This is a genomic window from Burkholderia sp. 567 (genome assembly GCF_040545115.1).
Taxonomy (GTDB): domain Bacteria; phylum Pseudomonadota; class Gammaproteobacteria; order Burkholderiales; family Burkholderiaceae; genus Burkholderia; species Burkholderia ambifaria.
In genome coordinates, this window is record NZ_JBEPLG010000017.1 from 65,301 (window position 1) to 90,453 (window position 25,153).

General features: G+C 68.2%; 28 protein-coding genes. 22 read left to right on the top strand and 6 right to left on the bottom strand.

What is annotated here, in order from left to right; genetic code table 11:
• The first annotated feature begins 369 nt into the window (after nt 1-369).
• On the top strand, nt 370-648 hold the full coding sequence (locus tag ABIC50_RS32760) for an HU family DNA-binding protein (RefSeq protein WP_006401505.1): 279 nt from the start codon (nt 370-372) through the stop codon (nt 646-648).
• Between the two features lie 135 nt (nt 649-783).
• Here the strand turns inward: ABIC50_RS32760 and ABIC50_RS32765 are convergent, their stop codons facing one another.
• Both ABIC50_RS32765 and ABIC50_RS32770 read right to left on the bottom strand, forming a co-directional pair.
• The gene (locus ABIC50_RS32765) at nt 784-2,094 is read right to left on the bottom strand and encodes a GTP-binding protein (RefSeq protein WP_354168901.1); all 1,311 of its coding nucleotides are present in this window, start codon (nt 2,092-2,094) and stop codon (nt 784-786) included.
• A 197-nt stretch (nt 2,095-2,291) separates the two neighbouring features.
• Nucleotides 2,292-2,741 (bottom strand): lytic transglycosylase domain-containing protein, encoded by a 450-nt coding sequence (locus tag ABIC50_RS32770; RefSeq protein WP_041491055.1) that lies wholly within the window; start codon nt 2,739-2,741, stop codon nt 2,292-2,294.
• A gap of 369 nt (nt 2,742-3,110) precedes the next feature.
• Between ABIC50_RS32770 and gspD the strand changes: the two genes are divergently transcribed.
• The 3 genes from gspD to gspF are packed head-to-tail and all read left to right on the top strand — an operon-like array spanning nt 3,111 to nt 8,162.
• The gene (gene gspD / locus ABIC50_RS32775; protein WP_105830767.1) at nt 3,111-5,444 is read left to right on the top strand and encodes a type II secretion system secretin GspD; all 2,334 of its coding nucleotides are present in this window, start codon (nt 3,111-3,113) and stop codon (nt 5,442-5,444) included.
• Complete coding sequence (gene gspE / locus ABIC50_RS32780) at nt 5,441-6,940, top strand: type II secretion system ATPase GspE (protein WP_011655585.1); 1,500 nt, start codon at nt 5,441-5,443, stop codon at nt 6,938-6,940. The genes gspD and gspE overlap by 4 nt, the downstream gene beginning before the upstream one ends.
• Before the next feature lie 4 nt (nt 6,941-6,944).
• Nucleotides 6,945-8,162 (top strand): type II secretion system inner membrane protein GspF, encoded by a 1,218-nt coding sequence (gene gspF / locus ABIC50_RS32785; protein ID WP_006751352.1) that lies wholly within the window; start codon nt 6,945-6,947, stop codon nt 8,160-8,162.
• A 28-nt stretch (nt 8,163-8,190) separates the two neighbouring features.
• On the opposite strand, the gene ABIC50_RS32790 is transcribed toward gspF, so the two are convergent.
• The gene (locus ABIC50_RS32790; protein WP_006759195.1) at nt 8,191-8,601 is read right to left on the bottom strand and encodes a hypothetical protein; all 411 of its coding nucleotides are present in this window, start codon (nt 8,599-8,601) and stop codon (nt 8,191-8,193) included.
• Nucleotides 8,602-8,778: 177 nt separating this feature from the next.
• On the opposite strand from ABIC50_RS32790, the gene gspG reads away from it, so the two are divergent.
• The 8 genes from gspG to ABIC50_RS32830 are packed head-to-tail and all read left to right on the top strand — an operon-like array spanning nt 8,779 to nt 14,751.
• A complete protein-coding gene (gspG, locus tag ABIC50_RS32795; RefSeq protein ID WP_006751354.1) occupies nt 8,779-9,231 on the top strand; it encodes a type II secretion system major pseudopilin GspG in 453 nt (150 codons plus the stop codon).
• Nucleotides 9,232-9,274: 43 nt separating this feature from the next.
• Nucleotides 9,275-9,823 carry a GspH/FimT family pseudopilin gene (locus ABIC50_RS32800; protein WP_354168903.1) on the top strand — a complete coding sequence of 183 codons (549 nt, stop codon included), beginning with the start codon at nt 9,275-9,277 and terminating at the stop codon, nt 9,821-9,823.
• The gene (gspI, locus tag ABIC50_RS32805; protein WP_081467163.1) at nt 9,820-10,227 is read left to right on the top strand and encodes a type II secretion system minor pseudopilin GspI; all 408 of its coding nucleotides are present in this window, start codon (nt 9,820-9,822) and stop codon (nt 10,225-10,227) included. Before ABIC50_RS32800 ends, gspI begins: the two co-directional genes overlap by 4 nt.
• Nucleotides 10,205-10,909: a PulJ/GspJ family protein gene (locus tag ABIC50_RS32810; RefSeq protein ID WP_354168905.1), complete on the top strand. Its 705-nt coding sequence runs from the start codon at nt 10,205-10,207 to the stop codon at nt 10,907-10,909. Before gspI ends, ABIC50_RS32810 begins: the two co-directional genes overlap by 23 nt.
• Nucleotides 10,910-10,911: 2 nt before the next feature.
• On the top strand, nt 10,912-12,033 hold the full coding sequence (gene gspK / locus ABIC50_RS32815) for a type II secretion system minor pseudopilin GspK (protein WP_354168908.1): 1,122 nt from the start codon (nt 10,912-10,914) through the stop codon (nt 12,031-12,033).
• A gap of 24 nt (nt 12,034-12,057) precedes the next feature.
• Nucleotides 12,058-13,428, top strand: a complete 1,371-nt coding sequence (gene gspL, locus ABIC50_RS32820; protein ID WP_354168911.1) for a type II secretion system protein GspL — start codon at nt 12,058-12,060, stop codon at nt 13,426-13,428.
• Nucleotides 13,425-13,931, top strand: a complete 507-nt coding sequence (locus ABIC50_RS32825; protein ID WP_012362733.1) for a type II secretion system protein M — start codon at nt 13,425-13,427, stop codon at nt 13,929-13,931. The genes gspL and ABIC50_RS32825 overlap by 4 nt, the downstream gene beginning before the upstream one ends.
• A gap of 31 nt (nt 13,932-13,962) precedes the next feature.
• Entirely contained in the window at nt 13,963-14,751 is a 789-nt protein-coding gene (locus ABIC50_RS32830; protein ID WP_354168957.1) for a type II secretion system protein N, read from the top strand.
• 31 nt (nt 14,752-14,782) lie between these two features.
• Here the strand turns inward: ABIC50_RS32830 and ABIC50_RS32835 are convergent, their stop codons facing one another.
• Together ABIC50_RS32835 and ABIC50_RS32840 are read right to left on the bottom strand one after the other, a co-directional pair.
• Complete coding sequence (locus ABIC50_RS32835) at nt 14,783-16,345, bottom strand: efflux transporter outer membrane subunit (RefSeq protein ID WP_354168914.1); 1,563 nt, start codon at nt 16,343-16,345, stop codon at nt 14,783-14,785.
• 275 nt (nt 16,346-16,620) lie between these two features.
• On the bottom strand, nt 16,621-16,905 hold the full coding sequence (locus ABIC50_RS32840; RefSeq protein WP_354168917.1) for a multidrug ABC transporter ATPase: 285 nt from the start codon (nt 16,903-16,905) through the stop codon (nt 16,621-16,623).
• A 174-nt stretch (nt 16,906-17,079) separates the two neighbouring features.
• Between ABIC50_RS32840 and ABIC50_RS32845 the strand changes: the two genes are divergently transcribed.
• From ABIC50_RS32845 to ABIC50_RS32860, 4 genes are all read left to right on the top strand, one after another.
• A complete protein-coding gene (locus ABIC50_RS32845; RefSeq protein ID WP_354168920.1) occupies nt 17,080-17,568 on the top strand; it encodes a MarR family winged helix-turn-helix transcriptional regulator in 489 nt (162 codons plus the stop codon).
• Between the two features lie 174 nt (nt 17,569-17,742).
• Entirely contained in the window at nt 17,743-19,305 is a 1,563-nt protein-coding gene (locus ABIC50_RS32850; protein ID WP_006750436.1) for a DHA2 family efflux MFS transporter permease subunit, read from the top strand.
• 112 nt (nt 19,306-19,417) lie between these two features.
• Nucleotides 19,418-19,666, top strand: coding sequence for a type II toxin-antitoxin system Phd/YefM family antitoxin (locus tag ABIC50_RS32855; RefSeq protein ID WP_105785919.1), 249 nt, complete (start codon nt 19,418-19,420; stop codon nt 19,664-19,666).
• Nucleotides 19,663-20,049, top strand: coding sequence for a type II toxin-antitoxin system VapC family toxin (locus tag ABIC50_RS32860; protein ID WP_342612684.1), 387 nt, complete (start codon nt 19,663-19,665; stop codon nt 20,047-20,049). Before ABIC50_RS32855 ends, ABIC50_RS32860 begins: the two co-directional genes overlap by 4 nt.
• 23 nt (nt 20,050-20,072) lie before the next feature.
• Here ABIC50_RS32860 and ABIC50_RS32865 read toward each other — a convergent pair whose 3' ends face one another.
• A complete protein-coding gene (locus tag ABIC50_RS32865; RefSeq protein ID WP_012362727.1) occupies nt 20,073-20,999 on the bottom strand; it encodes a LysR family transcriptional regulator in 927 nt (308 codons plus the stop codon).
• A 140-nt stretch (nt 21,000-21,139) separates the two neighbouring features.
• Between ABIC50_RS32865 and ABIC50_RS32870 the strand changes: the two genes are divergently transcribed.
• From ABIC50_RS32870 to fliO, 6 genes are all read left to right on the top strand, one after another.
• Nucleotides 21,140-21,616 carry a CidA/LrgA family protein gene (locus tag ABIC50_RS32870; RefSeq protein ID WP_354168923.1) on the top strand — a complete coding sequence of 159 codons (477 nt, stop codon included), beginning with the start codon at nt 21,140-21,142 and terminating at the stop codon, nt 21,614-21,616.
• Between the two features lie 13 nt (nt 21,617-21,629).
• Nucleotides 21,630-22,352, top strand: a complete 723-nt coding sequence (locus tag ABIC50_RS32875) for an LrgB family protein (RefSeq protein ID WP_006757441.1) — start codon at nt 21,630-21,632, stop codon at nt 22,350-22,352.
• Between the two features lie 171 nt (nt 22,353-22,523).
• Entirely contained in the window at nt 22,524-23,060 is a 537-nt protein-coding gene (fliL, locus tag ABIC50_RS32880; RefSeq protein ID WP_011655572.1) for a flagellar basal body-associated protein FliL, read from the top strand.
• Between the two features lie 22 nt (nt 23,061-23,082).
• Nucleotides 23,083-24,081 (top strand): flagellar motor switch protein FliM, encoded by a 999-nt coding sequence (gene fliM / locus ABIC50_RS32885; protein WP_011655571.1) that lies wholly within the window; start codon nt 23,083-23,085, stop codon nt 24,079-24,081.
• Nucleotides 24,074-24,565, top strand: coding sequence for a flagellar motor switch protein FliN (gene fliN, locus ABIC50_RS32890; protein ID WP_006750430.1), 492 nt, complete (start codon nt 24,074-24,076; stop codon nt 24,563-24,565). Before fliM ends, fliN begins: the two co-directional genes overlap by 8 nt.
• Nucleotides 24,562-25,128 (top strand): flagellar biosynthetic protein FliO, encoded by a 567-nt coding sequence (gene fliO / locus ABIC50_RS32895; RefSeq protein ID WP_354168926.1) that lies wholly within the window; start codon nt 24,562-24,564, stop codon nt 25,126-25,128. Before fliN ends, fliO begins: the two co-directional genes overlap by 4 nt.
• The last annotated feature ends 25 nt before the right edge of the window (nt 25,129-25,153 follow it).

Here is a 25,153-nt window from a genome sequence, read left to right on the forward strand (position 1 = left end):
CCAAGCCTGGCAAGGGTTTGCGCGGAGGCGTCCGGCGCGCCGTTGGCAAAATCCAACGGCGTTGCGTGCGGGCGGACGCGGCTGCGTATCCTGTCCGGTTGGCGCAGGTCAAAAAACGGGCAATCGACGATTCATTCGGCGAAATACCGATGAAAATCTTTGAAACCCTTGTCGTTATTGGGTTTGCGCTGCGCTATCATAGCAACGCCGTACCGCGGGGTGGCCGCCGGCCAAGCCGGACGGCACGTCGCGCGGGCCAGGATTCGGCGCTGTGTCGTCGGAGTCTGACTCTCGATGGCACGGTTCGCGCACGTATAATCGGCGCGTTCGCGCTGTTCGTGTCAAACCTAACCTGAAAAAGGAACCTTAATGAACAAACAGGAACTGATCGACGCCGTCGCCGCCCAAACGGGCGCCAGCAAGGCTCAAACCGGCGAAACGCTGGACACGCTGCTCGAAGTCATCAAGAAGGCCGTGTCGAAGGGTGATGCGGTTCAGCTGATCGGCTTCGGCAGCTTCGGTTCGGGCAAGCGCGCAGCACGTACGGGCCGCAACCCGAAGACGGGCGAAACCATCAAGATCCCGGCAGCCAAGACGGTCAAGTTCACGGCTGGCAAGGCGTTCAAGGACGCCGTCAACAAGCGTTGATTCAGCGCCTGTGCCTGGAAAAAAACCCGCCTTTTGGCGGGTTTTTTGTTGGGCGCGCGCGGCATTTTCGCCACAGTCCGCACACCTCTTGCAAGATTTAACGGTTAGCTTTCGCGCGCCGTTTTTTACCGCACGTTACACGTGCACGATCTGCGCGTCGGGATCCTCGTCGTCGTGCGCGTCGACATCCCATGCCGGGAACGGATCGTCGAACGTGGTCCATTGCGCGGCACCAAGCGCGAATTCCGCATCGGTGAGCAGGCATGCATCGAGCTTCGCGCGCCATGCATCGGCATCGAGCCCGATGCCGATCAGCACGAGTTCCTGACGGCGATCGCCCACCGAGCGATCGTCGAGGTCGCCCTGCCACTCCGTGCGAATTTCCGCGAGCAGTTCGTCGTCATCCGGCCATTCCGCGCGATCCTGCGCGGCCCACCACAGGCCTGCCGGGCCATGCCGGCACACGCCGCCCGCCTGCGACAGCGAACCCGCGATGTCGTTGCGCGTCGCGAGCCAGAAGAAGCCCTTGCTGCGCAGCACGCCCGGCCACTCCTGATGCAGCAGCGCCCAGAGTCGTGCCGGATGAAACGGCCGGCGCGTGCGGTAAACAAAATTGCCGATGCCGAATTCGTCGGCTTCGCCATGCACGTGCGCATGATGCGGATCGTGGCACTCGGGATCGTCGCAGTGCGTGTGATCGTCTTCCAGCGACGCGAGCCAGCCCGGTGCGTTCGCGGCTTCGTCGAAATCGAAACGGCCGGTGTTCAGCACTTCATCGAGCGGCACGTTGCCGAACGTCGCCACGACCTGGTGCGCGCGCGGATTGAGCCGCGCAAGGATGTGCCGCAGGCGCGCGAGTTCGTCCGCGCCGACGAGGTCGGCCTTGTTGATCACCAGCACGTCGCAGAATTCGATCTGCTCGATCAGCAACTCGACGAGTGTGCGATCGTCTTCGTCCGATGCGGCGATGCCGCGCGTCGCGAGCGCGTCGTCGGAACCGTAGTCGCGCAGGAAATTGTAGGCGTCGACCACGGTGACGAGCGTGTCGAGCCGCGCGACGTTCGACAGCGACGCGCCGTCGTCGTCGACGAACGTGAAGGTTTCGGCGATCGGCATCGGCTCCGCGATGCCGGTCGATTCGATCACGATCGCGTCGAAGCGGCCGTCGGCCGCGAGATTGCGAATCTCGACGAGCAGGTCGTCGCGCAGCGTGCAGCAGATGCAGCCGTTCGACATTTCGACGAGGCGTTCCTCGACGTGCGACAGCGCCTGCGCATCGCGCACGAGCGACGCGTCGATGTTGACCGACGCGAGATCGTTGACGATCACGGCGACTTTCAGGCCCGCGCGGTTCGCGAGAATGTGATTGAGCAGCGTGGTCTTGCCGGCGCCGAGGAAACCGGACAGCACGGTGACGGGCAACGGCTGGTTCATTGCCGGATTCATAACGATTTGCACCAACGGAAAAGATGAAAAAGCGGCCGTGGGGCCCTGGCGGGGCGCGATCGGCCGGGGGCCAGTCGCCCGATGCCGGTCGCCCGGAGCCATCGCCCAAGCCGGTCGAAACCGCGGCGTAGCCCGCATTGTGCATCAAACGCGCACCGGCCGAGCGGCCCGGCGTCAGCCCGCGCCGCGGCGCGACGTCACTGCTCGGGCGGCAGCAGCTTCCACTGCGCGAGGATTGCGGCGATCTGCCGCGCATACTTGTCGCGCAGCGACGGCGTTTCCGAATGATAGGCGCCGACGGCCTGCCATGTGTTGCCGTAGCGATTCATTTTCTGACGCAGATGCCACGCGGCGATATAGACGTTCTTGCACGGCTCCATCAGCGTGTCGCGGCCGATGCCGTAGCGCGACAGCGTCGGCAGGTGGATCGAATTGATCTGCATCAGGCCGTAGTCGACCGAGCCGTTCGTATTCTTGTTCAGCGCGGCGGGCCGGTTGCGCGATTCCTGCCACGCGATCGCGCGCAGAATCAGCGGATTGACCTTCTGGTACCGGGCGGCCTCGTCGAAACAATCCGCGCGAGCGTTTCCGCAGGCGAACCACACGCCGGCGGCGATCAACGCGATCGAAGCGAACCGTCTGTTCATGGTGCGGAAAACGAAAAGGAAGTGACGCAAAGATCGGGAAAACCCGTGCCAGTTATTCGTACGGATGGAAACGCGCCGCCCGTATCATACCGGCAGTCCGTTACGTATTGACACGCGAAAGACGGCAGCCCGTTTATACCGCATTTCGGTGTCGGTTCATCCCAAAACGGCGGCGATGGCCGGAATGCCTGGCGGAGGCCGTAATATTACATATTGCATACGGTATGCCGAAACCATGTCGTATGTGAGACAGTCCTCAGCTCAATGTGATATTTCGGACATGAAAAACTGCTAATGTCGCCTCTTTAGGACTTGGATCCCAGCACTACCGCCGGAAGTGGCCCTGAGCCGGCATCGACCCATTCATCCATGACAAGAAATCGCTTCGTTATGCGGCGCGTCGCCACGACCCTGATCGTCGCCGGCATCATCGTCTCGCAAGCCGCCTACGCTCAGGTCACGCTCAATTTCGTGAATGCGGATATCGACCAGGTCGCGAAGGCGATCGGCGCCGCAACCGGCAAGACCATCATCGTCGACCCCCGCGTGAAGGGGCAGCTCAACCTCGTATCCGAACGGTCCGTGCCGGAAGACCAGGCGCTGAAGACGCTGCAGTCGGCGCTGCGCATGCAGGGCTTCGCGCTCGTGCAGGATCACGGCGTGCTGAAGGTCGTGCCCGAGGCCGACGCGAAGCTGCAAGGCGTGCCGACCTATATCGGCAATGCGCCGCGCGCGCGCGGCGACCAGGTCATCACGCAGGTGTTCGAGCTGCACAACGAATCGGCGAACAACCTGCTGCCGGTGCTGCGGCCGCTGATCTCGCCGAACAACACGGTCACCGCCTACCCGGCGAACAACACGATCGTCGTCACCGATTACGCGGACAACGTGCGCCGCATCGCGCAGATCATCGCAGGCGTCGACAGCGCCGCGGGCGCGCAGGTGCAGGTCATCCCGCTGCGTAACGCGAACGCGATCGACCTCGCCGCGCAGCTGCAGAAGATGCTCGACCCCGGCGCGATCGGCAACAGCGACGCGACGCTGAAGGTGTCGGTCACGGCCGACCCGCGCACCAATTCGCTGATGCTGCGCGCATCGAGCGCGTCGCGCCTCGCGGCGGCGAAGCGCATCGTGCAGCAGCTCGACGCGCCGAGCGGCGTGCCCGGCAACATGCACGTCGTGCCGTTGCGCAACGCCGATGCGGTCAAGCTCGCGAAGACGCTGCGCGGGATGCTCGGCAAGGGCGGCAACGACAGCGGCTCGTCGGCATCGTCCAACGACGCGAACAGCTTCAACCAGAGCGGCGGCTCGTCGGCGAGCGGCAACTTCTCGACCGGTACGTCCGGCACCCCGCCGCTGCCGTCCGGCGGCCTCGGCGGCGGTTCGTCTTCGTCGTCGGCCTACGGCAGCGGGTCGTCGGGCAGCGGTGGCGTCGGCAGCGGCGGCCTGCTCGGCGGCGACAAGGACAAGAGCGACGAAAACCAGCCGGGCGGGATGATCCAGGCCGATGCGGCCACCAACTCGCTGATCATCACCGCGTCCGATCCGGTCTACCGGAACCTGCGCTCGGTGATCGACCAGCTCGACGCGCGGCGTGCGCAGGTCTATATCGAGGCGCTGATCGTCGAGCTGAACTCGACGACGCAGGGCAACCTCGGGATCCAGTGGCAGGTGGCGAGCGGCCAGTTCCTCGGCGGCACGAACCTGGCCCCGACGGCCGGAACCGGCCTGGGCAACAGCATCGTCAACCTGACGAGCGGCGGCACGGCCGCCACCACCGGGCTGGCCGCCAATCTCGCGGGCCTGAGCCAGGGCCTCAACATCGGCTGGCTGCACAACATGTTCGGCGTGCAGGGGCTTGGCGCGCTGCTGCAGTATTTCGCGGGCGTGAGCGACGCGAACGTGCTGTCGACGCCGAACCTGATCACGCTCGACAACGAGGAAGCGAAGATCGTCGTCGGCCAGAACGTGCCGATCGCGACCGGTTCGTACTCGAACCTGACGAGCGGCACGACGAGCAACGCGTTCAACACCTACGACCGTCGCGACGTCGGCCTGACGCTGCACGTGAAGCCGCAGATCACCGACGGCGGGATCCTGAAGCTGCAGCTCTACACGGAGGATTCGGCGGTCGTCAGCGGCACCACCAACGCGCAGACCGGCCCGACCTTCACGAAGCGCTCGATCCAGTCGACGATCCTCGCGGACAACGGCGAGATCATCGTGCTCGGCGGCTTGATGCAGGACAACTACCAGGTGTCGAACAGCAAGGTGCCGCTGCTCGGCGACATCCCGTGGATCGGCCAGCTGTTCCGTTCGGAATCGAAGCAGCGCCAGAAGACCAACCTGATGGTGTTCCTGCGCCCGGTGATCATCTCCGATCGCAGCACCGCGCAGGAAGTCACGGCCAACCGCTACGACTACATCCAGGGCGTGACCGGCGCGTACAAGTCGGACAACAACGTGATCCGCGACAAGGACGATCCGGTCGTCCCGCCGATGCCGCTCGGCCCGAGCCAGGGTGGCACGCCGGCCGGCAACCTGTTCGATCTCGACAAGATGCGTCGCCAGCAGTTGCAGCGCCAGGTCGCGCCGGTGCCGGCCCAGCCGCTGCCCGAGGCGACGCCCGCGCAGCCGCAAGGCGTGCCGCAGCAGTCGGTGCCGCAACAGCCGCTGACCGCCACGCCGGGAGCCTCGCAGTGAGCAACGTGCTCGCGTCCTCGACCCAGGACGGCGCGCCGGGCGAACGGCAGCCGCCGTCGCCGCTCGCCGCGCGCCTGTTGCCGTACGGCTTCGCGAAGAGCGGCCAGGTGCTGATCGCGCACCAGCTCGACGACACGCTCGAGGTGTGGATCAGCGAGCGCACGAACGATGCGGCGCTCGCCGAAATCGCGCGCAACTTCGGCTCGATTTCCGTGCACCGCGTGCCGGCCGACGAGCTCGCGCAGGCGATCAACCAGGCGTACGCGCGCCAGGACGGCAGCGCCGCGCAGGTCGTCGGCGAGGTCGAGGGCGAAGTCGACCTGTCGCGACTGATGCAGGACATCCCCGAAGTCGAGGATCTGCTCGAATCGGAAGACGACGCGCCGATCATCCGGATGATCAACGCGCTGCTCACGCAAGCGGCGCGCGAACAGGCGTCGGACATTCACATCGAACCGTTCGAGAATGCGTCGGTCGTGCGGTTTCGCGTCGACGGCACGCTGCGCGACGTCGTGCGTCCGAAGAAGGCGCTGCACGGCGCGCTGATCTCGCGGATCAAGATCATGGCGCAGCTCGACATCGCCGAGAAACGCCTGCCGCAGGACGGCCGCATCACGTTGCGCGTCGGCGGCCGGCCGGTCGACGTGCGGGTGTCGACGCTGCCGACCGGGCACGGCGAGCGCGCGGTGCTCCGTCTGCTGGAAAAGGATGCGCAGCGCCTGAACCTCGAGGCGCTCGGGATGGGCCGCGACACGCTCGTCCAGTTCGACAAGCTGATCGGCCGCCCGCACGGGATCGTGCTGGTCACGGGCCCGACCGGCTCCGGCAAGACGACCACGCTCTATGCGTCGATGTCGCGGCTCGAAACGGCGACGACCAACATCATGACCGTCGAGGATCCGATCGAATACGACCTGTCCGGCATCGGCCAGACGCAGGTGAACGAGCGGATCGGGATGACCTTTGCCCGTGCGCTGCGTTCGATCCTGCGTCAGGATCCGGACGTGATCATGATCGGCGAAATCCGTGACCTCGAAACCGCGCAGATCGCGGTGCAGGCATCGCTCACGGGCCACCTCGTGCTCGCGACGCTGCACACCAACGACGCGGCCTCGGCCGTCACGCGCCTGACCGACATGGGCGTCGAGCCGTACCTGCTCGCGTCGTCGCTGCTCGGCGTGCTCGCGCAGCGTCTGGTGCGCCAGCTCTGCCCAGCCTGCAAGGAAGAGCGGCACGAGGACGGCCGCACCGTGTGGCATCCGGTCGGCTGCGACCGGTGCGGGCATTCGGGCTATGCGGGCCGGCGCGGCGTATACGAACTGCTGCTGATCGACGATTCGATCCGCGCGCTGATCCACCGCAACGCGGCCGATGCGGAGATTCTCGCCACGGGGCGCGCACAAGGGATGCGCACGCTGCGCGACGACGCCGAGCGCTGGCTCGCGGCCGGCGCGACGTCGCTCGAGGAAGTGCTGCGCGTGACGGGAGGCGCATAGCGCGATGCCGGCATTCCGTTTCGAAGCCATCGATTCGGCGGGGCGACCGCAGAAAGGCGTGATCGATGCCGACAGTGCGCGCGGCGCGCGCGGCCAGCTGCGCACGCAGGGGCTCACGCCGCTCGTCGTCGAGCCGGCCGCCAGTGCGACCCGCGGCGCGCGTTCGCAGCGCCTCGCGTTCGGCCGCAAGCTGTCGCAGCGCGAACAGGCGATCCTCACGCGCCAGCTCGCGAGCCTGCTGATCGCGGGGCTGCCGCTCGACGAGGCGCTCGGCGTGCTGACCGAGCAGGCCGAACGCGACTACATCCGCGAACTGATGGCCGCGATCCGTGCCGAAGTGCTCGGCGGCCATTCGCTCGCGAATGCGCTGGGCCAGCATCCGCGCGACTTCCCGGAAATCTACCGCGCGCTCGTCGCGGCGGGCGAGCACACCGGCAAGCTCGGCATCGTGCTGTCGCGCCTCGCCGACTACATCGAACAGAGCAATGCGCTGAAGCAGAAGATCCTGCTGGCGTTCACGTATCCGGGGATCGTCACGCTGATCGCATTCGGCATCGTCACGTTCCTGCTGAGCTATGTCGTGCCGCAGGTCGTCAACGTGTTCGCGAGCACGAAGCAGCAACTGCCCGTTCTCACGGTCGTGATGATGGCGCTGTCGGAGTTCGTGCGGCACTGGTGGTGGGCGATCCTGATCACGGTCGCGCTCGTCGTGTGGTTCGTGAAGGCGACGCTGTCGCGCGACGGGCCGCGGCTCGCGTTCGACCGCTGGGTGCTGACCGCGCCGCTCGCGGGCAAGCTCGTGCGCGGCTACAACACGGTGCGCTTCGCGAGCACGCTCGGGATCCTGACCGCGGCCGGCGTGCCGATCCTGCGCGCGCTGCAGGCGGCCGGCGAGACGCTGTCGAACCGCGCGATGCGCGCGAACATCGACGATGCGATCGTGCGCGTGCGCGAAGGCTCCGCGCTGTCGCGCGCGCTGAACAACGTGAAGACGTTTCCGCCGGTGCTCGTGCACCTGATCCGTTCCGGCGAAGCGACGGGCGACGTGACGACGATGCTCGACCGCGCGGCGGAAGGCGAGGCGCGCGAGCTCGAGCGGCGCACGATGTTCCTGACGAGCCTGCTCGAGCCGCTGCTGATCCTCGCGATGGGCGGCATCGTGCTCGTGATCGTGCTGGCCGTGATGCTGCCGATCATCGAGCTGAACAACATGGTGCAGTGACGGCCTGACCGCTGGTCAGGCCGCACGTTCAACGCATGTAGATCGCGGGGGACGGCGTGTTCGCGGGGAGCTGGACTTCGGCGCGGGCGCCGTTGCGGTCGATGATGATCGAGCGGCTGCGGACTTCGGCGAGCTTCGCGCCGGACGTGAGCTCCGCGCCGAGCGACACGGCACGCGGCGGCTCGCCACCGATACCGACGATCGCGGCGGCGCCACGACCGAGCGACAGAATGCCGAACAGGTGGATGTCCTGCACGGGATTCTTGTCGAGCTGTCCGCCGAAGAGCGCGGCGGCGTCCTCGGTGCGGATCGGCAACCGCGCGGCGGCGGCGGGCAGCGGCGCTTCGCGGGCTGACAGCGTGACGACCCAGTAGGTGGCCGTCGCGCACAAACCCGCGAAGAGGGCGAGGGAGAGGATCCGGATCGAGAGCGCGTTCATGCGCGCTATTGTACGGATGTATATGAAATTTGCGTTGGGTGAAAGCCCTCGGCAATGCGCGCCTTACAATGCGTGCTCCGCGCCCGGGGAATCGGAAGCTTGCCGTCAGGCAAACGTTCGCGATGCGCCGGGTGCGTCACTCAATCGACGATATTTTTTGGAAAGAGGTAGTCAGTCATGCAAACGTGGATCACTCGCCGTAATGCGGCCGTGCGCCGTCAGCGCGGTTTCACGCTGATCGAGATCATGGTGGTGGTCGCGATCCTCGGGATCCTGGCGGCACTGATCGTGCCGAAGATCATGAGCCGTCCCGACGAGGCGCGCCGTATCGCCGCGAAGCAGGACATCGGCACGATCATGCAGGCACTCAAGCTGTACCGTCTCGACAACGGCCGCTATCCGACCCAGGAGCAGGGCCTGAACGCGCTGATCCAGAAGCCGTCCACCGATCCGATCCCGAACAACTGGAAGGACGGCGGCTATCTCGAGCGCCTGCCGAACGATCCGTGGGGCAACGGGTACAAGTACCTGAACCCGGGCGTGCACGGCGAGATCGACGTGTTCAGCTACGGCGCCGACGGCAAGGAAGGCGGCGAAAGCAACGATTCCGATATCGGTTCGTGGCAGTAAGTCGGCATCGACCGATCCGACGATCGTCCCCGTTCTTCATTTCATGCCCGCCCTTCGCATGCCCTTGCGCTCCGCTCGCGCTCGCCGCGCTGCCCGCGACCGCCGTGTGCGTCGCGGCGCGGCCGTGACCGCGGCACGCACGCGTGCGCGCGGCTTCACGCTGCTCGAAATGCTGGTCGTGCTCGTGATCGCGGGCCTGCTGGTGTCGCTCGCGTCGCTGTCGCTCACGCGCAATCCGCGCACCGACCTGCGCGAGGAAGCGCAGCGCATCGCGCTGCTGTTCGAGACGGCCGGCGACGAAGCGCAGGTGCGCGCGCGCCCGATCGCGTGGCAGCCGACCGCGCACGGCTTTCGTTTCGACGTGAGTTCGCCCGATGGCTGGCGCACGCTGCGTGACGACCTGCTGCGCCCGCGCGACTGGGACGGTGGCGTCACAGGCGCCGAAATCGATTATCCGGGGTCCGACACGCACGCGAGCACCGTGGTGTTCGGCACCGAAAGCGTCGACATGCCGGTGCGCGTGACGCTGCATTCGGCGGTCGGCAGCGCGACGATCGTCGGCACCGGCAACGGCCGGTACGAGGTGCAATGACGATGCGTCGTCGCCTGCCCTTCCCGGCTTCCGGTTCCCGAGGCTTCACGATGATCGAGGTGCTGGTCGCGCTCGCGATCATCGCGGTCGCGCTCGCCGCGTCGATCCGCGCGGTCGGCACGATGGCGAACAATGCATCCGATCTCCACCACCGGCTGCTGGCCGGCTGGAGCGCCGACAACGCGCTCGCGCAGCTGCGGCTCACGCATGCGTGGCCGGAAGTCGGCGAGCAGAGTTTCGATTGTTCGCAAGGCAACGTGCAGATGGTTTGCACGCAGCGCGTGAGCACGACGCCGAACCCGGTGTTCCGGCGCGTGCAGATTTCGGTGAGCATGCCGGGGCATCCCGGCGTGCTCGCGCAAATGGTGACGGTGGTCGCGAATGAAACCAGCCGTCCGCTCTGACGCGCCGATGCGGCGCCGGCCCGCACGTTCCGTCGGCTCGCGCCGCGTGCGCGGCTTCACGCTGATCGAACTGATGATCGCGATCGCGATCCTCGCGGTGGTCGCGATCCTCGCGTGGCGCGGGCTCGACCAGATCATGCGCGGCCGCGACAAGGTCGCGTCCGCGATGGAAGACGAGCGCGTGTTCGCGCAGATGTTCGACCAGATGCGCATCGACGCGCGACTCGCCGCGACCGACGACGAAGCCGGCCAGCCGGCGATCGGCGTCGCCGGCAATACGCTGCAGATCGTCCGCACGCTCGACTTGGCCGGCGCCGCGCCGCGGCTGCAGGTGGTCCGCTACCGGATCGCCGGCGGGCGCGTCGTGCGCTATGCATCACCGCCGCTCGCCGATGCGAACCGCTTGCGCGACGTGCTGAAGGACAGCGGCGTCGACGGCTGGAGCTGGGTCGCGCTGATGGGCGGCGTCGGTGCGATCGACGCGAAGCTGTACGTGCCGCGCGTCGGCTGGACCACCAACCTGCAGACGGCCAACGACGCGCTGTCGCAGAACAACGATGCGCTGAAGGTGCCGCAGATCGGCAACGCGCCGCCGACACGCGCGGTGACGGGGCTGCAGGTCAGCATCGGCGCGACGTCGCTGCGCGTGCCCGTCACGCGCATCTTCCTCGTCGGGGAATGACGATGCGCGCGCGCCCTCCCCGCTCCCGCTTCGCCGGCCGCCCGCCCGCAAGCACGCATGCACGCCGCGAGCGCGGCGCGGCGATCATCACCGCGCTGCTCGTCGTCGCGCTGTCGGCGATCCTCGTGTCGGGGATGCTGTGGCGCCAGCAGGTGCAGATTCGCCGGATCGAGAACCAGCGCGTGATCGCGCAGGCGCAGTGGGTCGCGCGCGGCGCGCTCGACTGGACGCGCATGATCCTGCGCTCCGAGGGCGACACGGCGCCCGGCATCACCTATCTGGGCGGGATCTGGGCCGTGCCGATCGCGAAGACCAAGCTGTCGGACTTCCTCGGCCGGATCGGCGCGCCGAACGACAACGGCGGCGAAGACACCTACCTGTCCGGATCGATCGAGGACGCGCAGGCGAAGTACAACCTGCGCAATCTCGTGTCGTCGCCGGCGCCCGGCGTGCTGCAGCTCAACGTGATGCAGCTGCAGGCGTTCCAGCGGCTGCTGACGACGCTCGGCTACGACGGCGCGTTCGCGAAACGGATCGCGCTGCAGATGCGCGCGGGCCTGATGCATTCGGCGACGCGCTTCCAGACGCCGACGCTGCCCGGCGCCGGTACGGCCGCGACCGCGCCGGTGGCCGGCGGTGACATGCAGGCCGGCAACTTCACCGACGAGCCGGGGATGTCCGACGGCGAGCGCGGCCCTGCGCCGCTCGTGATGACAGGCGTCGACAACCTGCTCGACGTCGACGGTGTGACGCCCGAGATGGTCGCGCGGCTGCGCCCGTTCGTCACCGTGCTGCCGACCACGACGCCGGTGAACATGAACACCGCGCCGGCCGAGGTGATCGCGGCGCTGGTGCCGGGGATGAGCGTGTCGTCCGCGCAGGCGCTCGTGTCGCGCCGCGAGACCGTGTTCTTCCGCAACGTCGGCGACGTGCAGCTCGCGCTGCGCGGTGCCGGCGCGCCGAACGTGACGATCGACGCGAGCCTCGTCGACGTCAATTCCAGCTATTTCATCGTGCATGGCCGGATCCAGCACGATCGCGCGGAGGTGGATCGCACCTCGCTCGTGTATCGTGATCCGACCACGCACTCGACGCGGGTCGTGCGCATCCGCGACCAGCTATAACGACGCCATCCGGGAGAGGAGCTCTTGAGCACGCTGATTGTTTCTTTGCCGCCGCGCGAGCCGGCCGTGCCGTTGCAGGAATGGCAGTGGCCCGAGCTGCCGTTCACGCTCGTGGACAAGGCCGGCCAGGTGCAGCGCGCGGGCCACGCCGCGCTCGCGCTGCTGCCGCGCGCGAACGAGACGCGGCTGATCGTCGCCGCGCGCGACGTGCTGCTGCTCGCCACGACCGTGCCGCCGCTCAAGGGGCCGAAGCTGCGCCAGGCGCTGCCCAACATCGTCGAGGATCAGCTGATCCAGGATCCGCTCGGCTGCCATATCGCGCTCGACCCGGTCGCGCTGCCCGATGGCCGGCGCGTGCTGGCCGTCGTCGACCGCGCGTGGTTCCGTACGATCTGCGACGCGTTCGCCGCGGCCGGCCACCGGCGCTTGAGCGCGGTACCCGCGACGCGCTGCCTGCCGGCGCCGCGCGAGCCGGCGCAAGCGCCGCTCGACGCGCCTGTCGACGGTGAGGCCGCCAAGGCCGACGCGATCACGCTCGCGACCGCACCGGCTGCCCGCCCGACGGCCGTCGCCGCGGTGCTCGGGCTGGCGACCACAGTCGAACCGGCGCTCGTCGAAGCCGGCGCGCTGCCGGTCGCGGCTGGTGCGCCGCGTCTCGAACTCGCGATCGCGCGCGGCGCGCTCGGCGAGGGTTTCGCGGCGCCCGCGTCGCGGGCCGCCGGCACGCTGGCCGCGCTCGCGGGCGGCGGCGACGTCGAACTGTACGAACTCGGCGAGCCCGGCGCGGAGCCGCGGCTCGCGTCGGTCGGCCGCGCCGATGGCCCGCTGCTGCCGGGTGCGCAGCCGCTGCCGTTCGACACGTTCGCGCGGCGTGCGCTCGCCGAGCGCTTCGATCTGTGCCAGTTCGAATTCGAGTCGCAGCCGTGGCGCTTCGACCGCGCGACGATGAAGCGCCTGCGCGTGCCGATCGCCCTCGTCGCGGCAACGCTCGCCGTTGCCGTGATCGGGATGAACCTGCACTGGTGGAAGCTATCGCGCGAGCGCGATGCGCTGTCCGCGCAGATCACCGAGACGCTCCTGTCCGCCTTCCCGAAGACCACGACGGTGCTCGATCCGCCCGCGCAGATGCAGCGCCAGCTCGATCAGCTGCGCCTCGCGGCGGGCGAGCTGTCGCCGAACGACTTTCTCGCGCTGTCGAGCGGGCTGTCGCGTTCGATGGGCGCGCTGCCGCTGAACGGCATCGCGTCGCTCGATTATCACGACCGGCGGCTCGACGTCGGCTTCAAGCCGGAGGTCAAGGTCGACCCCGATTTCCCGCAGCGTCTCGCGCGCAACGGGCTCGCTGGCGAAGTCGACAGCAGCACCGGCAAATGGACCATCCGGAGCCGCCCATGAAGACCGAACAACTGAACCAGACGCTGGCCCAGTTCTGGGGCGAGCGCTCGCAGCGGGAGCGGACGCTGCTCGGCTGGGGCGGTGCCGTGCTGGCCGTCGCGATCGCGTATTCGGTGCTGTGGTCGCCCGCGCAGGAAGGCCGCGCGCGCATCCGGCGCGAGCTGCCGACGATGCGCAGCGAGCTTGCGCAGATGACCGCGCAGGCCAACGAGGCGAAGTCGCTGACGGCCGCCGCGCAAGGCGTCGCACCGACCGGCCTCGCGCTGAAGGACGCGCTTACCGCGTCGCTGTCCGATCACGGGCTGCAGGGCGCGCAGGTGCAGGTCGTCGGCAACGGCGTGCAGATCCAGTTGAAGAACGTGCCGTTCCCGGTGTGGACGCAGTGGCTCGACGACGCGCGGCGGCAGTTCAAGGTGCAGGTCGGCGAAGCGCACGTGACCGGGCTGAAGGAAGACGGCCAGGTCGACCTGACGGCCGTGATGCAACCCTCGACGCAGAAATGACGCAGTGGATGAAACCAGCGACGGTCGGCCGATGAGGCCAGGAATCAGGCGGCTTGCCGCCGCGGTGCCGTGGGTGGTGGCAGGCGGGCTCGCGACGGCGCTGACGCTCGTCGCGCTCGCGCCGGCCGCATGGATCGCGCCGCAGGTCGCGCGCGCGACCAGCGCTCACGTGAATCTCGTCGATCCGGAAGGCTCGCTGTGGCACGGTTCGGGCACGCTGATGCTCGCGCCGGGCGCGGACCAGAGCGCGGCGACGCTGCTGCCCGGCCGGGTCCAGTGGACCACGCGCTTCTGGCCGCTGCTGACCGGGCGCGTGCAGATGCATATGCGGCAGACCGAGGCGATGCCCGACGCCGTCACGCTCGACGCGACGTGGCGCGGCGCGGTGCTGTCGGCGGGCTCGATGGCCGTGCCGGCGTCGCTGCTCGCGGGGCTCGGCACGCCGTTCAACACGCTCGACCTGCAGGGCGACGTGCGGCTCGGCTGGACCGACTGGCGGATGATCGGCAACAACGCGTTCGGCCAGCTGACGGTGACGATCGATTCGATGAGTTCGCGCGTGTCTCGCGTGAAGCCGCTCGGGTCGTACCGCGCGGTGCTGCAGGCGAAAGGGGCGCACGCCGATCTCGACCTGTCGACCACGCAGGGCCCGCTGTTCCTCGACGGGCACGGCAGCTTCGGCCCCGGCCGCGGATCGTTTAGCGGCACCGCGCACGCGGCGCCCGAGCAGCAGGCGAACCTCGCGGGGCTGCTGAACCTGCTCGGCCGTCCGATCGGCAACAACCAGGTGTCGCTGATCTTCGGCGACGCGATGCGCTGAACGCGCGCGGCGCCCTCTCTCTTTTCCCCGATTACTTCTGCGCGAGCGGCGCGGCGGCTGACGGTGCGGTCGCGACCGACGCTGCCGCACCGGACGCCGGCACGGGTGCGGGCGCCGCCACGTCGCCCGTCTCGCGCGCCATGTCCGACGCATCCCACCCGCCGCCGAGCGCCTTCACGAGCCCGACCGACGACACCATCCGCTGGCCGGCGATCGTCGCAAGCTTCTGCTGCGCGGTAAACGCGGTGGTTTGCGCGCTCAGCACGTTCAGATAGGCGACCGTGCCGGCCTTGTACTGGTTCGTGACGATCGCGAGCGCTTGCTCGGCGCTGTCCACGGCCTGCCGCTGCACGTCGACTTCCTGCGCGAGGATGCGCTGCGACGCGAGGTTGTCCTCGACGTCCTGGAACGCGGTGAGCACCGCGAGACGATACGCGGCGACGTCCTGGTCGTAGGTCGCGCGGGCGGCATCGGTCTGCGCGGCACGCAGGCCGGCGTCGAACAGCGTCGCCGCGAGCTGCGGGCCGACCGTCCAGAACCGCGCGGGCAGCGTGAACAGTTGCGACCACACCGAGCTCTGGAAGCCGCCGGTAGCCGACAGCGTGAGCGTCGGGAAGAATGCGGCGATCGCCACGCCGATCTGCTCGTTCGCGGAAGCCGCGCGGCGCTCGGCCGCCGCGATGTCCGGCCGCCGCTCGAGCAGCGCGGACGGCACGTCGACCGGCGTGATCGGCGGTTGCGCGGTGAGCGGGTTCGGCGGCAGCGAGAACGTCGATGCCGGCTCGCCGATCAGCGTCGCGATCGCATGCTCGTACTGCGCGCGCGCGACGCCGTTGTCGATCGCCGCGGCCTGCGCGCTCTGCAGCTGCGTCTGCGCCTGGATCACGTCCGCGCGCGCGGCGACGCCCTGCGCGTACTGGTTCTGGGTGAGCCTCAGCGAGTCGCCGTATGACTTCACGGTGTCGTCGAGCAGCTTCTGCAGCGCATCGGACGTGCGCAGCTGGAAGTAGGTCTGCGCGAGCAGCGCCTGCTGCGACAGCCGCGCATTCGCGAGATCGGCCGCGGCGGCCGCTTCGCCGGCGCGCTGCGCGCTGACGCTGCGGCTCACCTTGCCCCACAGGTCGGGCTCCCAGCTCGCATCGAGGCCGACGCTGTAGCTGTTGCTGATCGACGAACTGCTGCCGAAGCCGGACGCGCTCGACGACGTGGACGTGCGCCCCGAGCGTGCGCGCGAGCCCGACGCGGTCAGCCCGACGGTCGGGAAATACGCGGCGCGCGCTTCGGCGACGAGCGCGCGGGCCTGCCGGTACGCGGCGGCCGATTGCGCGATGGTCTGGTTCGATGCGTTGAGCTTGCCGATCAGCGCGTCGAGCTGCGGATCGTCGTAGACGCTCCACCACGGGCCGCGGTCGGCCCGGTCGGCCGGCTGCGCGACCTTCCAGCCGGCCGGCGCTTCCTTGAAGGCGGCGGGGATCGACGTGTCGGGCCGGTGATAGTCGGGCCCGACGGCGCAGCCGGCGAGCAGCACGGCCGTCGCAACGGCGACGGCGGCGCTCAGCGGGCGAAAGGCGCGCGGGAGGGGGGCGTACGGCATCGTGGTTTTCCTGTCTGGGCGCGACGGCCGGCGAGCGGCGCCGCGCGATGCGGTCGTTGTGCCGCTGGCGGACAAATGGTAACTGACGGCGGGAAAGCCGCGCAGCCCTAAGCGTACGGCGCGCGGCGGCACGCATGTGTTACCGGCGCGGCCGGCCGGTTTACCGGCCATTACGGGTCGCTTGCGGACGAAACAGGCAGGAAATGCGGCGCGCGCCAACCGGGCCGCGGCGGGCGCGGCCGGCCCTCAGTCGGGATGGCGAAAGCGGCGTGGCTTCAGTGGCAGCGCACGGGCACCGGGACGGGATCGGCGGCGGACCGCCATGTCGACGGCTCCGTCGCCGCCGGCTGGCCCGTGCGGCGGCTGGCGCCCTTCGCGTTGCGCTGCCGGCGATGATCGAACCATGCGAACCCGAGCGCCGCGAGCGATCCGCCCGGTACCACCAGCATCGTCACGTACAGCGCGATCTTCCAGCCGCGGTGCGGCCCGGAGAACACATGATGAGCGGTATCGGTCAGGTTGCGGCGCAGCGCGCCGGCGGCATTTTTCAGGAACAGCATCGCGAACATCCTCGGGGGCCCGGCAGCGCGGGCAAAGCGGTCAGAACATAGTCTCCGGCAGTGCAACATGCACGTCGTAACTGGTTGACTGAAATAATATTGACTAAGCAATCATTTTTCAAGATACTGGGCGCGTTTTGACCTGAAACGCACTGTTGCGGCGTGCGCAATCGCATGAACGGCGACCTCTACGATCCTGACACCATCGCGCTGGAAACGAGCCTCGGTTATTACCTGACCAAGGCCCGGCAGGCGCTCGTCGAGCGAATGGACCGCGCACTCGAGCCACACGACCTCACCGCGCAGCAGATCGGCGTGATCCTGCTGCTGTCGCGCGGCTATGCGCGCACGCCGTTCGAGCTGTCGCGCAAGATGTCGTATGACAGCGGCTCGATGACGCGGATGCTCGACCGTCTCGAACGCAAGGGCCTGGTCGCGCGCTCGCGCAGCGAGCAGGACCGCCGGATGATCGAGCTGACGCTGACCGAGCGCGGCGCCGAGGCGGCCCGCGCGCTGCCGTCGCTAATCGCGACCGCGCTGAACGCGCAGCTCGCCGGCTTCTCGGCTGACGAACTCGCGACGCTCACCGGCCTGCTGCAACGGTTCATCGCCAACGGGCCCGGCGACGCCGGCTGCCCGAAACCCGACGAACCGGACTGCTGAGCGCGGGAGGCCGATGTCTAGGTTAAGCATTCGCTTATTTCTCTGTCTGGGCAGAAGATGACAAGACACATGCTCCGTCTCGCCCCTCATCCGTTCCACCCGGCCGGGCCGCGCGGTATCGCGCGCCCGTGCGTTGTGCCGGCGCGTCGCACGCGCCGCGTCTAGGAGATTCCGATGTCCGCCACCACGGCATCCGCCACGCCGCCTGCCGCCCAACCCGCGCCGCTCACCGGCGGCGCGCTCGCGCTCCTTACCGTCGGGCTCGCGCTCGGCACCTTCATGGAAGTGCTCGATACGTCGATCGCGAACGTCGCGGTGCCGACCATTTCGGGCAGCCTCGGCGTCGCGACGAGCGAAGGCACGTGGGTGATCTCGTCGTATTCGGTCGCGTCCGCGATCGCGGTGCCGCTGACCGGCTGGCTCGCGCGGCGGGTCGGCGAGGTGCGCCTGTTCACGCTGTCGGTGCTCGCGTTCACGATCGCGTCGGCGCTGTGCGGCCTCGCGTCGAACTTCGAGACGCTGATCGCGTTCCGGCTGCTGCAGGGCCTCGTGTCGGGCCCGATGGTGCCGCTGTCGCAGACGATCCTGATGCGCAGCTACCCGCCGGCGAAGCGCGGGCTCGCGCTCGGGCTATGGGCGATGACGGTGATCGTCGCGCCGATCTTCGGCCCGTTGCTGGGCGGCTGGATCAGCGACAACTACACGTGGCCGTGGATCTTCTACATCAACCTGCCGATCGGCATCTTCTCGGCGGCCTGCGCGTACTTCCTGCTGCGCGGCCGCGAGACGAAGACGAGCCGGCAGCGGATCGACGCGGTCGGCCTCGCGCTGCTCGTGATCGGCGTGTCGTGCCTGCAGATGATGCTCGACCTCGGCAAGGACCGCGACTGGTTCAACTCGACCTTCATCGTCGCGCTCGCGCTGATCGCGGTCGTGTCGCTCGCGTTCATGCTCGTGTGGGAGGCGACCGAGAAGGAACCCGTGGTCGACCTGTCGCTGTTCAAGGACCGCAACTTCGCGCTCGGCGCGCTGATCATCTCGTTCGGCTTCATGGCGTTCTTCGGCTCGGTCGTGATCTTCCCGCTGTGGCTGCAGACGGTGATGGGCTACACGGCCGGCAAGGCCGGCCTCGCGACCGCGCCGGTCGGGCTGCTCGCGCTCGTGCTGTCGCCGCTGATCGGGCGCAACATGCACCGGCTCGATCTGCGGATGGTCGCGAGCTTCGCGTTCATCGTGTTCGCGGGCGTGTCGGTCTGGAATTCGACGTTCACGCTCGACGTGCCGTTCAACCACGTGATCCTGCCGCGGCTCGTGCAGGGGATCGGCGTTGCGTGTTTCTTCGTGCCGATGACGACGATCACGCTGTCGAGCATTTCCGACGAGCGGCTCGCGAGCGCGTCGGGGCTGTCGAACTTCCTGCGCACGCTGTCCGGCGCGATCGGCACCGCGGCCAGCTCGACGTTCTGGGAAAACGACGCGATCTACCACCACGCGCGGCTGTCGGAATCGGTGAGCGTCTACGCGCAGAACACGACCGACTACCAGGGCGCGCTCGCGCAGCTCGGGATCGTCGGGCAGACGGCCAATGCGCAGCTCAACCAATTGGTCACGCAGCAAGGCTTCATGATGGCGACCAACGACTTCTTCCACCTGTCGGCCGGCGTGTTCATCGCGCTCGCGGCGCTGGTGTGGATCACGAAGCCGCGGAAGGGCGCGGGGCCGGCGATGGGGCATTGAGGGCGGCGGGATGGGCGGGCCGGTGCTTTCGGCGGCCGGGAGGGCCTTGCGACGGGAGCCCAATTGAACTAAGCTAAGGTGATATTTGAACTTAGTTCAATTGGGGAATGCAATGCATACCTACAACATGCATGATGCGAAAACCAACCTGTCACGGTTGATCGACGAAGCCGTTCACGCCGGCGAACCGTTCGTAATCGCCAAAGCCGGCAAGCCGCTCGTCAAGGTTGTGCCGATCGATACGCCGGATCCGGTTCGGCCGAGCAGGATCGGGTTCATGAAGGGACAGATTCGGGTCCCGGACGACTTCGACTCGATGGGCAGTGACGAAATCGGCAAGCTGTTCGAGGGCGACGCATGAAGTTGCTGCTCGACACGCACTTGCTGCTTTGGGCGGCTGCCGGTGCGGCCGAGTTGCCCGCCCGCGCCGGTGCGCTCATCGAGGATCCCGCCTGTACGCCGCTCTTCAGCGTCGCGAGCCTCTGGGAGATCGTCATCAAGCGCGGACTGGATCGCGATGACTTCCAGGTGGACCCGAACGTGCTCCGTCGCAATCTGCTTGATGTCGGCTACGTGGAATTGCCCATTACGAGCGCGCACGCATTGGCGGTCGAACAACTGCCGTCGATTCATCGAGATCCGTTTGACCGTCTTCTGGTCGCGCAGGCGATCTCGGAAGGCGTGACGCTGCTCACGCACGACCATACCGTCGCCCGCTATCCCGGCCCGATTCAGCACGTCTGATTCCACCGGGCATCGCCCCGGCCTCACTCCCGTGCCCGCAATCCCCCGAACGCCAGGTCGTCGCCCGACGCGATCGGCAGCGTCGCCCGCGCGACGTCGAGCCAGGCCCGCGCCGCGTGCGACAGGTAACCCTTCTTCAGCCAGCCGAGCGCGATCGCCCACGTGATCTCCGGCTCGACGATCGGCCGGCACGTGAACTGCCGCGCATCGAGCCGCCGGCAGTATGGCTCCGGCAACAGCGCGATGCCCACGCCCGCGTGCACCAGCGCGGCCATGAAGTCCCAATGACCGCTGCGGCTCACGATCGACGGCGTGAAGCCGGCCTGCCGGCACGCGTCGAGCACCGCATCGTGCAGCGCGAGGCTTTCCGCATAGAACACGAACGACTCGCGCGCGAGATCGGCGAGCGGCACGGCCGCGTCATCCTCCCAGCGTGACTCGCGCGGCGCGACGAGCCACAGCGGCGCGCGCACCATCGGCAGCCGCTCGAACGTGCCGGGATCGACCGGCTCCAGCAGCCCGCCGAGCTCCAGTTCGCCCGACATCAGCGCGGCCTCGATCATCCGCGCGCCCTGCTCGAACAGCTTCAGCTCGATGTTCGGATAACGCTGCTTGTACGCGGCGATGATCGGCGTGAACAGCGACCCGCCGAGCGGCGGAATGCCGATCGTCAGCTCGCCGCGCCCGAGCGTGCCGAGATCGTTCAGCTCCGACTGCAGCTGCGCCTGCGCGGCGAGCACGTCCTGGCCGCGCTGGAACACGATCCGCCCAGCATCGGTCAGCACCATCTGCCGGCCGTCGCGCAGCAGCAGCGGCGAGCCGATCTCGTCCTCGAGCGCCTTCACCATCTTGCTGATGGTCGGCTGCGTGACGAACAGCCGGTCCGCGGCCGCGGTGAAGCTCTGCTGACGGACAACCTCGACGAAGTACCGCAGTGCGCGCAATTCCATCGATTACTCCCCAGTTTGGTGCGGCGAACCCAAAGCGAATTCCGAATTGGAATGACAAGGATAGAGACAAGTCATTTTATTTATGGTTAGGGGAAACCCTATACTCACACCATCAACGGAACATCTGTATGGAGCCTGCCATGACCCACCCGACCACCACTGCCGCCGCCCGCCCCGCCACTGCGGGCAACGTTGCGCGCACGGGCCGGATCGTGCTGCAGGCCACCGCGCTCGGTGTGCTGTGGATGGCGGTCGACTGGGCCGTGCGCGCGGTCGGTCTGCCGGTGCCGTCCGGCGTGATCGGCCTCGCGGTGCTGCTCGTGCTGCTGTTTTCGGGCCGCGTCGCGCCCGCCTGGGTCAAGGACGGCGCGAACTGGCTGCTGTCCGACATGCTGCTGTTCTTCGTGCCGGCCGCCGTCGCGGCGGTCCAGTACGGCGGGCTGTTCCGCGAGGACGGCTGGCGCATCGCGCTGGTCATGCTCGCCGGCACCGCGTTCGTGATGGTCGCGGTGGCCGTCGCGGTCGACCTCGCCGCGAAGCTCGAACGCCGGCTGGCCGCGCAGCGCGTGTTCGCACAACGCCGCCGCGCGCGCCTCGCCACCGTGTCCGCCCACTGAGCCGGAGCCCGCGATGCCTGCGCTATTGTCCAACCTGTCCGTCGACCACGTGAATACGGCGATCTCCGTCGGCTGCTTCGTGCTGACGGTCGTCCTGTATTTCGCGTCGAAGCGGCTCTACGCGTACAAGAAGACGCTGCTGTTCTCGCCGCTCGTGTTCGTGCCGGGCGTGCTGGTGCTGCTCGTGTTGCTCACCGGCATCCCGTATTCGGTCTACTTCCGCGACACGCGCTGGCTGATGTGGCTGCTCGGCCCGGCGACGATCGCGTTCGCGGTGCCGATCTACGAATATCGCGAGCTGATCCGCCGCCACTGGCTGTCGCTGTCGGTCGGCGTCGCGGTCGGGATCGGCGCGGGCGTGTGCGGGTCGCTGCTGCTCGCGAAGCTGCTGCACCTGTCGCCCGAACTGCAGCGCTCGCTGATGACACGCTCGGTGTCGACCCCGTTCGCGCTCGCCGTGTCCGACAAGATCCATGCGCCGAAGGACCTCACCGCGCTCTTCGTGATCGCGACCGGCATCTGCGGGATGCTGCTCGGCGAGATCGTGCTCGCGCTGGTGCCGATGCGCACGCGGCTCGCGCGCGGCGCGCTGTTCGGCGCGGCCGCCCACGGCGTGGGCACCGCGAAGGCGCGCGAGATCGGCAGCGAGGAAGGCGTCGTGTCGAGCCTCACGATGATGATCGCGGGCGTCGCGATGGTGCTGATCGCGCCGCTGCTGTCGCTGCTGCCGATCTGACACCACACGGGCGGGCGCCGAAGCCCTCTCCCAACGCACCGCAGCGGCGTGGGCCAGTCGTTGTCCCGCCATTCCAGCCCTGCCTCGAGCCGGCACCCGCCGACAATCGGCTGAGATAGCCGCAATTCCCCCCTCTTTTCCGCCCATCGGGCTCGGCCCGGATGCCGAACAATGCATGCTACGAGACATCACGCACGCATTCACATGGCCTCCACGACTGCAAACCCGACTGCCGACAAGCCGGCTTCCTCCGGCAAGTTCAAGCGCATCGCGCTCATCGCCGTCATCGCGCTGGGCGCGGCCGCCGCCGCCGCGGGCGGCATGTACGTGTTTCTGAGCAAGGCAGGCGTCGGCCACGCGAGCGCGCCCGCCGAACCGGCGCCGCTCGCCGCGCCGGTGTTCTTCCCGCTCGACCCGCTGACCGTGAACCTGCAGTCCGACGACGGCGTGCAGCATTACCTGCGAGTCGGCCTGTCGCTGAAGCTCACCGACCCGAAGGCGCAGGAGCAGCTGACCGCGCGCATGCCTGAGATCCGCAGCCGGATCCTGCTCGCGCTGTCGAACAAGCATCCCGAGGATCTCGCGACACCGGAAGGCAAGCATTCGCTCGCGAAGGAACTGCGCGAGCTGATCGAGCAGCCGACGCAGCCGGGCAACCAGCGCGCGAAGGTCGACGACGTGCTGTTCACCGAATTCGTCGTCCAGTAACGCGGCCGCAAAAGGAGCGCGCATGGGCCACCAGGAGTTCATGTCCCAGGAGGAGGTCGATGCCCTCCTCAAGGGCGTCACGGGCGAAACCGACACGGTCGACGAGCAGCGCGACCTGTCGAGCGTCCGCCCCTACAACATCGCGACGCAGGAGCGGATCGTCCGCGGCCGGATGCCCGGCCTTGAGATCATCAACGACCGCTTCGCGCGCCTGCTGCGGATCGGCATCTTCAACTTCATGCGGCGAACGGCGGAAATCTCCGTGAGCCAGGTGAAGGTGCAGAAGTACAGCGAGTTCACCCGCAACCTGCCGATCCCGACGAACCTGAACCTGGTGCACGTGAAGCCGCTGCGCGGCACGTCGCTGTTCGTGTTCGACCCGAACCTCGTGTTCTTCGTCGTCGACAACCTGTTCGGCGGCGACGGGCGCTTTCACACGCGCGTCGAGGGCCGCGACTTCACGGCCACCGAGCAGCGGATCATCGGCAAGCTGCTGAACCTCGTGTTCGAGCACTACGCGACCGCGTGGAAGAGCGTGCGGCCGCTGCAGTTCGAATTCGTGCGCTCGGAGATGCACACGCAGTTCGCGAACGTCGCGACGCCGAACGAGATCGTGATCGTCACGCAGTTCTCGATCGAGTTCGGGCCGACGGGCGGCACGCTGCACATCTGCATGCCGTACTCGATGATCGAGCCGATCCGCGACGTACTGAGCTCGCCGATCCAGGGCGAGGCGCTCGAGGTCGACCGCCGCTGGGTGCGCGTGCTGTCGCAGCAGGTGCAGTCGGCCGAGGTCGAGCTGAGCGCGAATCTCGCGGAGATTCCGTCGACCTTCGAGAAGATCCTGAACCTGCGCGCGGGCGACGTGCTGCCGCTGGAGATCGAGGACACGATCACCGCGAAGGTCGACGGCGTGCCGGTGATGGAATGCGGCTACGGCATTTTCAATGGTCAATATGCGTTGCGCGTGCAGAAGATGATCAGCGCGAGCGACACGATGAAGGAAGGTGGATATGAGTGAGCTGAACCAGACGCCCGAACTCGACGCGCAGGCCCTCGCCGACGCGGCGCTCGCGGAATCGGCGGCGGCCGCGCAGGCGGCACCTGCGGCGGCGCAGGAAGATCAGGGCCTGGACGACTGGGCCGCCGCGCTTGCCGAGCAGAACCTGCAGCCGGTGCAGGCCGGCGCGACCGGCGCCGGCGTGTTCCAGCCGCTGTCGAAGGCCGCGGCCAGCTCGACGCACAACGACATCGAGATGATTCTCGACATCCCGGTCAAGATGACCGTGGAGCTCGGCCGTACCAAGATCGCGATCCGCAACCTGCTGCAGCTCGCGCAGGGGTCGGTCGTCGAGCTCGACGGCATGGCCGGCGAGCCGATGGACGTGCTCGTGAACGGCTGCCTGATCGCGCAGGGCGAGGTCGTGGTCGTCAACGACAAGTTCGGCATCCGGCTGACCGACATCATCACGCCGGCCGAACGCATCCGGAAGCTGAATCGATGAACGCAGTCGCGCCCGGCCGCCGCGTGCGCGTCGCGACCTCGGTGGCGGCTGCCGTCGCCATTGCGGCGTCGCTCGCCTGCGTGCCGGCCGGCGCCGCCGACATGAACGCGGTGAACAACGCCGGTTCCATCGCGTCGAGCGTGATGGTCGGCTCGGCCGCGCCGTCGCTCGGCGTCGGCGCGGTGCTGCAAACGCTCGTCGGGCTCGCGGTCGTGATCGGCCTCGTGTTCGGCTGCGCGTGGCTCGCGCGCCGCTTCGGGTTCCAGCCCGCACGGCGCGGCGGCCCGCTGAAGGTCGTGTCGAGCGTCGGGCTCGGCGCGAAGGAAAGCGCGACGATCGTCGAGATCGGCGACACCTGGCTCGTGCTCGGCGTCGCGCCGGGCAACGTGCGGTTGCTGCATACGCTGCCGGCCGGCTCGGCGGTGGCGCCGGCGTCGGCCGACCTTCCCGCCGGCGCGCCTTCTGCCAATCGCGGCCAGCCCGGCACGTTCGGCGCGCGGTTTCGCGACGCGCTCGCGGGCGAAGCCGCGAAGCGCTTCGGGCGCGGCAAGGACAACCGCTGACATGGCGTCGCGCCCTCTTTCCGTA